The sequence below is a fragment of the Microbispora catharanthi genome, assembly GCF_006334915.2.
Taxonomy (GTDB): Bacteria; Actinomycetota; Actinomycetes; order Streptosporangiales; family Streptosporangiaceae; genus Microbispora; species Microbispora catharanthi.
This window is the reverse complement of sequence record NZ_VDMA02000050.1, coordinates 1-10,930: the sequence shown is the minus strand read 5'-3', so window position 1 is coordinate 10,930 and position 10,930 is coordinate 1. Positions and strand designations below refer to the sequence as shown.

Below are 10,930 nucleotides of genomic sequence, written 5' to 3'. Positions count from 1 at the left end.
AAGGTGGCCAACGAGGTCTCCGGTGTTCAGGTTCTTCTTGGTCGATGAACCCTCTACCGGAGACCTCACTGCTTGTCCGGGCACGACACGCCGCCGGATAGCGGACTTCGAAACGGGGCCTAGGCCGACGAGGGTCAGAACGACGCGCTCCGGCTGAAAGCGAGCATTACGGCGAGCGCTCCGAGCATGCTCCCCATGGCGATCCGCTGGGCTCGCAGCCACGCCGGCCGGTGCGCCAGGAAACCGGCGACGCTTCCGGCGGCCAGCACGATCGACAGGTTCACCGTCGCGGCCACCGCGATCTGGAAAAGGCCGAGAACGACGCCCTGGAAAAGCATGTTTCCCGCTCGGATATCGACGAACTGCGGAATGACGGAGATATACAGAATGGCGATCTTCGGATTGAGCAGGTTCGTCATCAGTCCCATGGCGAAAAGCCGGGGCGGCGGGTCGTGCGGCACGTCCCGCACAGTGAACACCGAAGCGCCGCCGGGCCTGATCGTCTTCCAGGCGAGCCATATCAGGTAACCCGCTCCGGCCAGCCGTATCGCGGTGAGAACCTGCGGAAACGCGGCGAACAGCGCCGCCAGGCCGAGATTCGTCGCCGTCAGATAGACGAGGAATCCCGCGACGACTCCGCTCAACGAGATGATTCCGGCCCGGCGCCCCTGACTGATGCTGCGCGACACGAGATACATCATGTTCGGGCCCGGCGAAAGCACCATTCCGAGCGCCACGGACACGACCCCCAGCACCGCGTTCGTCTCGACCATGACGCCGCCCTCTCCTCGCAGTTCATCAGTGCCGGTCCGGACGGCTTTCTCAGGCTATTGCACCGCTCACAAACAATGCAATATTCAATATTGCTCTCGGAGCAATGTTGTGTTTGGATGCGTTCACCGTTGGCGCGGAGAGGAGGCGGCGGTGGAGGACTACCGGGAGCTGGCCGACGAGGTGGCCGCGGAGATCGCGGCCGGGCGGCTCAGGCCGGGAGACCGGCTGCCTCCGCAGCGGGACTTCGCCCGGCGGCGCGGCATCGCCGGCTCCACGGCGGCGCGCGTCTACGCGGAGCTGACCCGCCGCGGCCTGACGGTCGGCGAGGTCGGCCGCGGCACCTTCGTACGCGCCTCCGCCCGACGTCCCGGGACCGCCCTGGCCGAACCGAGCGGCACCAGGATCGACCTCGAACTCAACTATCCCGTCATCCCCGAGCAGGTCCGCCTGCTCGGGGACGGCATCAGGCCGCTGCTGCGCCCCGATGTGCTGGAGGCGTCCATGCGGCCGGTGGGCGCGGCGGGCACTCCCCACGCTCGCGAGGCCGTCGCGGACCTGCTCGCCCGCGCCGGCTGGCGCCCCGACCCGGCGCGGCTGCTCTTCGCCGGCAACGGACGCCAGGCGATCGCGGCCGTCATCGCCGCACTGGTCCCGCCGGGTGCGCGGCTGGGCGTCGAGGAGCTCACCTACCCCGTCGTGAAGACGATCGCCACCCGGCTCGGGGTCACCCTCGTGCCCCTGCCGGTCGACGAGGCGGGCCTGGTGCCCGAGGCGGTGGAGGCCGCCGCCCGCAAGGCACCGCTGAGAGCGGTCTACCTCCAGCCGACGCTGCACAACCCGTTGTCCCTCACCATGCCGGTCGGGCGTCGCGCCGAGCTCGCGGCCGTGCTCGCGCGGCTGGACGTGCCCGCGATCGAGGACGGCATCTGGTCGTTCCTCCGGGACGAGCTGCCCCCGCTGGCCGCCGCGGCCCCCGAGCGCACGATCCTCGTCGACAGCCTCTCCAAGCGGCTCGCGCCGGGGCTGACCGTCGGATTCGCCGTCGTGCCCGAGGCCGTCGCCCCCAACGTGACCGCGGCACTGCATTCGGGAGGCTCCGCGCCGCCGCGGTTCGCGCTGGAGGCGGCGGCCCGGCTGGCCGGCGACGGCGTCGTGGAATCGCTGAGCCGGGGCAAGCGGCGGGACGCCGAGGCCCGGCAGGAGATCGCGACGCGCCACCTGGGCGAGTTCGCCGTCCGCGGCGATCCCCGGTCCTACTACTGCTGGTGGGAGCTGCCGCCTCCGTGGCGGGCCGACACGTTCGTGGCCGCCGCCGCGCGGCACGGCATCGCCGTCACTCCGGCGGCGGCCTTCGCCGTCGGCGACAACCGCACGCCGAACGCCGTCCGCCTCGGCCTGGCCTCACCCCCGGCCGAGACGCTGGCACGCGCCCTGGCCACCCTCGCCGGTCTCGCCCGTTCCTCACCGGACGACCTGCTGGCCGAGTGAGGGGTCACCCCCTGCGGTTGGGGCGCAGGGTCCAGAAGACGGTCATCTCCGAGACGACGACGTCTTCGGCGTTGCGGATCTCGACGGCGACCTCGAACTCGGGCCGCTCTCCCGCGTCCAGCCGGGCGACGACCGCCTCCCGTTCGGCCCTGAGGGTGGCGGCGGCCGTGACCTCGCCCATGGCGAGCTTGCGGTAGCCGATCCTCGCCTCGGTCGCCAGCGGCACGGCCCGGGACAACTGGTCGCCGAAGGCCGACAGCATGGCCGCGCCCGAGGCGGTCTCGGCCAGCGTGAACAGGGCGCCGGCGTGCGGGCCGCCCACGTGGTTGTGCAGGTCTCCCCGGTCGGCCAGGCGGGCGACCGCCTCACCGCTGCCGATCGAGTCGAACGTGATGCCCAGCAGCCGCGCGAACGGGACGCTGTCGAGCATGAAGGCGCCGATGTCCATGGCCGGGATGTTACCGGCTGGTACGGTATGGAGCGATCCTTCCTCTGATGTGAGCAGGTCGCGGCACGATACGTTGGGCCTGTGACGGAGTACCGCGACGACCTGCACCTCGCGCATCTGCTGGCGGACGCCGCCGACGACATCACGATGCGCCGTTTCAAGGCCGTGGACCTCAAGGTCGACACCAAGCCCGACCTCACCCCGGTCAGCGACGCCGACCGGGCCGTGGAGGAGGCGATCCGCGGCACGCTGCGCCGCGCCCGGCCCCGCGACGCCGTCGTGGGCGAGGAGTTCGGGATGACCGGCTACGGCATGCGCTCCTGGATCGTCGACCCGATCGACGGCACCAAGAACTACGTACGCGGAGTCCCCGTGTGGGCCACGCTGATCGCGCTGATGGAGCACGGCAAGGTCGTCGTGGGCGTGGTCTCGGCCCCGGCGCTCGGCCGCCGCTGGTGGGCCGCCAAGGAGAGCGGCGCGTGGACCGGGCGGAGTCTGAGCAAGGCCACGCGCTGCGAGGTGTCCTCGGTCGGCCGCCTCGACGACGCCTCCTTCTCCTTCTCCGACCTCGAGGAATGGGAGAAGGCCGGACGGCTCGACCCGTTCCTCGACCTCACGAGGGACTGCTGGCGCACCCGCGGCTACGGCGACTTCTGGTCGCACATGATGGTCGCCGAGGGCGCGGCGGACATCTCCGCCGAGCCCGAGCTGTCCCCCTGGGACATGGCCGCGCTTACGATCATCGTGGAGGAGGCCGGCGGCTCCTGCACCTCGCTCGACGGCACCCCGCCCCTCGACGGCGGCAACCTCGTCTGCACCAACGGCCTGCTCCACAACGAGGTGCTCAAGCGCCTGTCCCCCCGCTGAGCCCCGCAACTCCCCTCGCTGAGCCCTACAACGCCAGCACGTCGCCCGCGGCGGTGAGGAGGCTGCCGCGGTACGCCTCGCCGAACAGGCAGACGTGGACGGCGAGCGGGTGGAGCTGGTGCAGCGGCACACGCTCGCGCCAGCCGTCCGCGAGGGGCGCCGCCTCACGGTAGGCGGCGAGGATCGTGTTGAGGTGCGGCGCCCCGAACAGCGCCAGCATCGCGAGGTCGGTCTCCCTGTGGCCGCCGTGGGCTGCCGGATCGACCAGCACGACCCCCTCCGCCGACCACAGCAGGTTCCCGCTCCACAGGTCGCCGTGGATCCGGCTCGGCGGCTCGGCCGGCCCGGCGACCTCCGCCACCCGGTCGCACGCCTCCTCGACCAGCTCCGCGTCCGCGGCCGACAGCGCGCCGCGGTCGCGCGCGAGCCGTACGAACGGGAGCACGCGGCGGGACACGTAGAACGACGGCCAGTCCGGCGCGGGCTCGTTGCTCATCGGAAGCTCGGCGATGTAGCCGGGCCAGGGGGCGCCGAAGTCCGCGGCCCCTGCGGCGTGCAGGGCGGCCAGCTCACGCCCGAACCGCTCGGCGGTCCCGGCCGTCGCGGGGACGGTGTCGATCCACTCCAGCACCAGTGCGCCGCCGTCCGCGGCGAACACCTCGGGGACGGCGACCGCTCGCGGCTCGGCCAGCCAGCGCAGCCCCGCAGCCTCGCTGCCGAGGACGACGGACGCGTCCGCGCCCTTCTCGCCGGCGCCTTTCTTGACGAACACCCTGCGGCCGTCGTCGAGCACGCCCTCGTGCAGCGTCCAGGCGTGTCCGCCGCCGAGATCCCTAGTGATCCTCAAGGTACTTCGCCACCCCCTCGCAGGCGGCCTCGACCATCCGCAGCACCTCGACGAAACCCTCGCGTCCGCCGTAGTAGGGGTCGGGCACCTCGGCGCCCTCGGGAGCCGCCGGGTCGAACGACCGCAGCAGCCGGACGTCCGCGTCCGGCGGGGCGATCCGCCGGACGGCGCGCAGGTTGTCCCGGTCCATCACGAGGATGAGGTCACGCTCGGCGAACCACGCCCGGTCGAACTGGCGGGCCCGGTGGGACGAGCCGTCGTAGCCGTGGTCGGCCAGCGTCGCCAGGGCCCGATCGTCCATCGGTTCCCCCGCGTGCCAGCCCCCGGTGCCGGCGCTGTCCACCTCGACGTCGAGCCCGCGTTCGGCCACCGTACGGCGCAGCACGACCTCGGCCATCGGCGATCGGCAGATGTTCCCCATGCAGACCAGACATACCCGCTTCATGAACTCGATCCTCTCCTATAACGCCCGTGACCTGCTCGTTATCTCTTCCGAGGCCACACAAGAGCGACTGGGGGCGTTCACTACCCGTTCACCTTTACCAAGGTTTTAGGTCACCTTGGCTCCCTACCGTCCCTGATGTTGAGAAGACATGGGGAGGAACAACCGTGAAGTATGCAGGCCGGCTCGCCGCCGCCACCATCGCCGGCGTGCTCTCGCTCGCCGCATGCGGGACCGATGACAACACGAGCACCGCGGGGGGGACCTCCAGCGCCGCCGCTCCCGTGCAGGGCGACGACACCGCGAAGGGCACCATCAACGCCGCCGGCTCCTCGGCCCAGGCGAACGCCATCGCGGAGTGGAAGAAGAACTTCCAGTCGTCGAACCCCGGCGTCAGCATCAACTACAACCCCAGCGGCTCCGGCGCCGGCGTCCAGGCGTTCATCCAGGGCACCGTGGCCTTCGCCGGCTCCGACTCGGCCCTGAAGGAGGACAAGGGCGAGCCCGCCCAGGCCGACGCCCGCTGCAAGACCGGCAAGGCCATCAACCTGCCGATGGTGACCGGCCCGGTGGCCGTCGTCTACAACCTGCCGGGCGTGGACGGCCTGCAGCTCTCGCCGAAGACCATCGGCGGCATCTTCAACAGCAAGATCACCAAGTGGGACGACCCGGCCATCAAGGCCGACAACCCCGACGCCAAGCTGCCCTCGACCGCCATTCAGGCGTTCCACCGCTCGGACGAGTCGGGCACCAGCGACAACTTCACCAAGTTCCTCAAGGCCACCGCCGACTGGCCGTACGAGCCCGCGAAGGCGTGGCCGGCCGAGGCGCAGGGCCAGGGTTCGAAGGGCTCGGACGGCATCGCCTCCAGCATCAAGAGCACCGAGGGCGCGATCAGCTACGTCGAGCTGTCCTTCGCCGAGAACTCCCAGCTCCAGAAGGCCAAGGTCGCCAACGGCTCCGGCGAGTTCGTCGAGCTCACCCCGGAGAGCGCCGCCAAGACCGTCGAGGCCGCCCAGATCGAGGGCACCGGCAACGACCTCAAGCTCTCGATCGACTACGCCACCAAGGCGGCGGGCGCCTACCCGATCGTGCTCGTGACGTACGAGATCACCTGTGAGAAGGGCCTGGCGGCCGAGGACGCGAAGCTGGTCAAGTCGTTCCTCACCTACACCGCCAGCGACGAGGGCCAGCAGGCGCTGACCAGCCTCGGCTACGCCCCGCTGCCGTCGAGCCTGCTCACCAAGGTCCGCACCGCGGTCGAGGCGATCGCCTAACCAGATGGCGACACCAACCAGAACCAGGGAGAGCGGGCCGGCCATGCGCCGGTCCGCCTTCCGGCGCAGCCGCGGCGACGGCCCGTTCCGCTTCGCCTCGACCGGGGCCGGTATCGTCCTTCTGGCGATCATGGCCGCGATCGGGGTGTTCCTGGTCGTCAAGGCCGTCCCCGCCCTCCAGGCGAACACGTCCCACTTCCTGACCGAACTGACCTGGCAGCCGAACGCCACCAAGCCCGTCTTCGGCATCGGCGCGCTCGCCTTCGGCACCGTGCTGAGCTCGCTGCTCGCGCTGGTCATCGCCACCCCGGTGGCGGTCGGGGTCGCGCTGTTCATCTCGCACTACGCGCCCCGGCGGCTCGCCTCCGTCCTGGGGTACGTGGTGGACCTCCTCGCGGCGGTCCCCAGCGTGGTGTACGGCCTGTGGGGCGTCACCTTCCTCGTGCCGTTCATGCTCGGCCCGTCGAAGTTCCTCAACGACTACCTCGGCTGGATCCCGCTGTTCGGCGGTGACACCGTGGTCGGCAAGAGCATGCTCACCGCGTCGCTCGTGCTCGCGATCATGATCCTGCCGATCATCGCCGCGATCTCCCGCGAGATCTTCCTGCAGGCCCCCAAGATGCAGGAAGAGGCCGCGCTCGCGCTCGGCGCGACCCGCTGGGAGATGATCAGGATGTCGGTCCTGCCGTTCGGCCGGCCCGGCGTCATCAGCGCCGCCATGCTCGGCCTCGGCCGCGCGATGGGCGAGACGATCGCGGTCGCGCTCATCTTCCCGGCGACGTTCAATATCTCGTTCCAGATCCTCGGCCCCTACGGCAACAGCATCGCCGCCAACATCGCCAACGGCTTCGGCGAGGCGACCGAGGTGGGTCGCGGCGCGCTGATCGCCTCGGGTCTCGTCCTGTTCCTCATCACCCTGCTGGTGAACATGGCCGCCCGCTTCGTCATCGCCCGCCGCAAGGAGTACGCGAGGGCCGCAGCGTGACCGTACAGACCGGAATCCAGCCCATCTCCGCGGCCCGGCGGGCCAAGGACCGCCTCGTCCAGGTGCTCGTCTACCTGGCGTTCGCGCTCGCGGTCATCCCGCTGCTGTCGGTGCTGTGGCTCGTCGTCAAGAACGGCCTCGGCCGATTCGACATGGAGTTCCTCACCCACTCCATGCGCAACATCGGGGCGCGCGACGCGGGCGGCGGCGCCTACCACGCCATCATCGGCACGCTCGAACAGGTCCTGCTCGCCTCGCTCATCGCGGTCCCGATCGGCCTGCTCACCGCCGTCTACCTCGTCGAGTACGGCGAGGGCGGACGGCTGTCGCGCACAATCAGCTTCTTCGTGGACGTCATGACCGGCGTCCCTTCCGTGGTTTCCGGGCTCTTCGTCCTGGCCTTCTGGATCCTCGTGCTCGGCATGCCGTTCTCCGGCTTCGCCGGCGCGCTCGCCCTGTCGATCCTGATGATGCCGGTCGTGGTCAGGTCAGCCGAGGAGATGCTCCGCCTGGTCCCCCGGGAGCTGCGCGAGGCGTCGTACGCGCTGGGCGTGCCCAAGTGGCGCACCATCGTCAAGGTCGTGCTGCCCACGGCCTTCACCGGGATCGTGACCGGCGTCATGCTGGCCGTGGCCCGCGTCGCCGGTGAGACCGCGCCGCTGCTGCTGACCGTCTTCATCACCGACTCCATCAACAACGACCCGTTCAACGGGCCCCAGATGGGGCTTCCGCTGTACGTCTTCGATCAGGCCGGCCGGCCCACGGACACCGCGATCAACCGGGCCTGGACCGGCGCCCTCACGCTGATCCTGATCGTCATGCTGCTCAACCTGGTCGCACGCCTCATCACCTGGTGGCGTTCGCCCGCGAGGAGGAGGTAAGGAATGGCCAAGCAGATCGAGGTCGCGGGCCTCGACGCCTACTACGGCTCACACAAGGCGATCGAGGGCATCTCGATGACCATCGAGCCCCGGTCGGTGACGGCCTTCATCGGCCCCTCCGGCTGCGGCAAGTCCACGTTCCTGCGGACCCTCAACCGGATGCACGAGGTCATCCCCGGCGCCCGGGTCGTGGGCAAGGTCCGCCTCGAGGAGCAGGACCTGTACGGCGCGGACGTCGACCCGGTGTCAGTCCGCCGGACCATCGGCATGGTGTTCCAGCGCCCGAACCCCTTCCCCACGATGTCCATCTTCGACAACGTGGCCGCAGGCCTGCGGCTCAACGGCCGTTACTCCCGTTCGCAGCTGGACGGCGTCGTCGAGGAGTCGCTCAAGGGCGCCAACCTCTGGAACGAGGTCAAGGACCGTCTCAACAAGCCGGGCGCGGGCCTGTCCGGCGGTCAGCAGCAGCGCCTGTGCATCGCCCGCGCCATCGCCGTACGCCCGCAGGTGCTGCTCATGGACGAGCCGTGCTCGGCGCTCGACCCGATCTCGACGCTGGCGATCGAGGACCTGATCTCCCAGCTCAAGCAGGACTACACGATCGTGATCGTGACGCACAACATGCAGCAGGCCGCCCGAGTCAGCGACAAGACCGCGTTCTTCAACCTGGCCGCGCAGGGGCAGCCCGGCAAGCTCGTCGAAATGGACGAGACCTCGAAGATCTTCACCAATCCGGCCGAGAAGGCGACCGAGGACTACATCACGGGCCGCTTCGGCTGACGACCGCTTCCGGCTGACAGCATTGGAGGGACCCGGGTGACGGCACCCGCAGTGGAGGGGGACACTCGGACGGCGCCCATGCTCCTGGTGGCCGATCCGGACGCGGGTCTGGTGCGGCAGCTCTCGACGGCCATGCAGGCCGCGGGCGTCGACGTGACCGGCGTACCGGACGGCGCCCAGGCGCTGCTGCAGGCCGGGGCGCTCCGGCCCGACGCCGTGCTGATCTGCGCCTCCCTCCCGATCGTCGGCCCCGTCGACTTCGTCCGCGCCGTACGGCTCATGCGAGCCGTGCCCGTCCTGCTCGGCATCGACTTCGGGAGCGACGCCGAGCAGGCCCTGCAGGCGCTGGAGGCGGGTGCCACGGCCTGCGTGGCCAGGCCATACCGCGTGCCCGAGCTTCTCCCCCTCGTCCAGGCGGCCTTCCGCCGGCATGACGGCCACCGGACCGTGCTGACGATCGGCGACGTGGAGCTCGACGTGACGGCATACCAGGTGAGGGTCGGCGGGCGCGTCGTTCACCTGCCGCTCCGCGAGTTCGAGCTGCTGCACTATCTGATGCGCAACGCGGACAGAACGGTCACCCGCGAGCAGATCATGCGCAACGTCTGGCACTCGAACGACGGGATGTCCACCAACACCATCGCCGTCCACGTCAAGCGCCTGCGCGCGCGGCTCGGCGACGTGGAGGACACGATGATCCAGACCGTCCGAGGAGTGGGCTACCGGTTGGTCAGCGGCTGACCGCGGCTCTCGGCCCGGGACTCCCGACTGAGGCGGCCCGCCTGGCCGCCCGGGCTCAGCGGTCGCACATCGCGGCGGCGAAGGCGTCGATCAGGTGCTGCCGATTGCCGGGCACGCCGGTGACGTGGACGGTGGCGGCGCGCCCGGGCCATGCTTCGTGAGCCGGATCGCCGTCAAGGGCGCTCTCAGGAGAAGGTGCGGCCGAGGTGGGCCAGACCGGCGTCCGCGTACGACCGGACGCCCGAGCACAGGCCGTACGCGACGTCCTCCAGCAGCGCGCACCGGGCGTAGAAAAGCACCCGCTCGTGGTCCGCGTCGTCGTGGCGGCCCTGGTAATGCGCCAGCGTCCCCCCGTAGACCTCGGGTCCGAGGTCCCGGTAGACGAGCGCGAGGTCGTACGCGGGATCGGCGATGGCCGCGTCCGTCCAATCGATGACTCCCGTCACGGCGCTGGCCTCGACGTCCACCAGCAGGTGCTCGCTGCCCAGGTCGTTGTGGCAGAACGCCAGCACGCCGGGCTCTGCGGGGGCCGCGGTGCCGAGAAAGTCCTCGACCATCCGCCGGGCGGTCGGCGGCACGTGGGCCACGATGTCCCGGTAGTGTCCTTCGGCCTCCTCCAGGAGCTCGCTCATCGGATAGGTGTCACGCGGCACGAACGCCTCCATCCGCTCCACCGGCGCCGCGTGGAGCCGGCTCAGGAAATCGCCCAGGGGACCCGCCAGACGCGCGGGCTCCCTGACCGGGTGAAGGTTCAGCGGACGGCCGGGCAGCTTGCGGTACGCGAGGAAGCCCGCCTCCTCATCCACGAAAATCGGCTGCGGCACCGGCAACGGCGACAACTCGCTCACGGCGCCAAGCAACGCCGCCTCTCGCCGCACCGCTTCGGCACGCAAAGCCGAATCACCGTGGAGAGCCGAGCTTTCGCGAAGAGCGGGATCGCCGTGGAAAGACGAGTCGCCGTGGAGAGCCCAGTCGCCGATCTTGCTCTGCCGTAGGACCAACTCCCCGTTGACCTCATACGCCGCGTTGTCCTGTCCCTCGCCCAGCCGCTCGACGGTTCTGACCGCGTAGCCGGGCAGGTGGCGGGCCAGCAAGCGGGTGATTCGCTCGGTCACCTCCGTAACCCTAGCCATTAGCGGAGACGCCATCGCATCGTCCGGTGGCGGTATGGGTTGGGGTCGGGTGGGTTGGGGTCGGATCGGACGGGTCGGTTGGGTTGGGACGCCCCGCGCCCGGGGCGGGAGAGCTCGCGGTGGGGGTGTTGGGTGGGGTGGGGTTGGGACGTCACTGCGCCGGTCGGAAGGTCCGGTCCTCGCGAAGCCCGCTCCGCTGGGCCTTCGCTGCGGTCCTCCCTCCCGCCCGCTCCGCTCCTCCCCGCCGCTGCTCGCGCCCCCGGCCAA

General features: G+C 70.4%; 12 protein-coding genes. 7 read left to right on the top strand and 5 right to left on the bottom strand.

Annotated features, from left to right (window positions below):
* Positions 1–134: 134 nt before the first annotated feature.
* A complete protein-coding gene (locus FH610_RS42205; protein WP_139580861.1) occupies positions 135–773 on the bottom strand; it encodes a LysE family translocator in 639 nt (212 codons plus the stop codon).
* Between the two features lie 151 nt (positions 774–924).
* Between FH610_RS42205 and FH610_RS42200 the strand changes: the two genes are divergently transcribed.
* Positions 925–2,262, top strand: a complete 1,338-nt coding sequence (locus FH610_RS42200; protein WP_139580860.1) for an aminotransferase-like domain-containing protein — start codon at positions 925–927, stop codon at positions 2,260–2,262.
* Between the two features lie 4 nt (positions 2,263–2,266).
* Here FH610_RS42200 and FH610_RS42195 read toward each other — a convergent pair whose 3' ends face one another.
* A complete protein-coding gene (locus FH610_RS42195; RefSeq protein WP_139580859.1) occupies positions 2,267–2,710 on the bottom strand; it encodes a DUF4442 domain-containing protein in 444 nt (147 codons plus the stop codon).
* Positions 2,711–2,791: 81 nt separating this feature from the next.
* Between FH610_RS42195 and hisN the strand changes: the two genes are divergently transcribed.
* On the top strand, positions 2,792–3,577 hold the full coding sequence (gene hisN, locus FH610_RS42190) for a histidinol-phosphatase (RefSeq protein ID WP_139580858.1): 786 nt from the start codon (positions 2,792–2,794) through the stop codon (positions 3,575–3,577).
* Positions 3,578–3,602: 25 nt separating this feature from the next.
* Here the strand turns inward: hisN and FH610_RS42185 are convergent, their stop codons facing one another.
* Positions 3,603–4,424, bottom strand: coding sequence for a fructosamine kinase family protein (locus tag FH610_RS42185; RefSeq protein WP_139580857.1), 822 nt, complete (start codon positions 4,422–4,424; stop codon positions 3,603–3,605).
* Positions 4,411–4,869 (bottom strand): low molecular weight protein-tyrosine-phosphatase, encoded by a 459-nt coding sequence (locus FH610_RS42180; protein ID WP_139580856.1) that lies wholly within the window; start codon positions 4,867–4,869, stop codon positions 4,411–4,413. The genes FH610_RS42185 and FH610_RS42180 overlap by 14 nt, the downstream gene beginning before the upstream one ends.
* A 164-nt stretch (positions 4,870–5,033) precedes the next feature.
* On the opposite strand from FH610_RS42180, the gene pstS reads away from it, so the two are divergent.
* The 5 genes from pstS to FH610_RS42155 are packed head-to-tail and all read left to right on the top strand — an operon-like array spanning position 5,034 to position 9,530.
* Positions 5,034–6,143 (top strand): phosphate ABC transporter substrate-binding protein PstS, encoded by a 1,110-nt coding sequence (gene pstS, locus FH610_RS42175; RefSeq protein ID WP_139580855.1) that lies wholly within the window; start codon positions 5,034–5,036, stop codon positions 6,141–6,143.
* Positions 6,144–6,147: 4 nt separating this feature from the next.
* Positions 6,148–7,128, top strand: coding sequence for a phosphate ABC transporter permease subunit PstC (gene pstC / locus FH610_RS42170; RefSeq protein ID WP_139580854.1), 981 nt, complete (start codon positions 6,148–6,150; stop codon positions 7,126–7,128).
* A complete protein-coding gene (gene pstA / locus FH610_RS42165) occupies positions 7,125–8,009 on the top strand; it encodes a phosphate ABC transporter permease PstA (RefSeq protein WP_139580853.1) in 885 nt (294 codons plus the stop codon). The genes pstC and pstA overlap by 4 nt, the downstream gene beginning before the upstream one ends.
* A gap of 3 nt (positions 8,010–8,012) precedes the next feature.
* Positions 8,013–8,789, top strand: coding sequence for a phosphate ABC transporter ATP-binding protein PstB (gene pstB / locus FH610_RS42160; protein ID WP_139580852.1), 777 nt, complete (start codon positions 8,013–8,015; stop codon positions 8,787–8,789).
* Between the two features lie 36 nt (positions 8,790–8,825).
* Entirely contained in the window at positions 8,826–9,530 is a 705-nt protein-coding gene (locus FH610_RS42155) for a response regulator transcription factor (protein WP_240809524.1), read from the top strand.
* Between the two features lie 185 nt (positions 9,531–9,715).
* Here the strand turns inward: FH610_RS42155 and FH610_RS42150 are convergent, their stop codons facing one another.
* Positions 9,716–10,645 carry a phosphotransferase family protein gene (locus tag FH610_RS42150; protein WP_161628216.1) on the bottom strand — a complete coding sequence of 310 codons (930 nt, stop codon included), beginning with the start codon at positions 10,643–10,645 and terminating at the stop codon, positions 9,716–9,718.
* Positions 10,646–10,930: the final 285 nt, after the last annotated feature.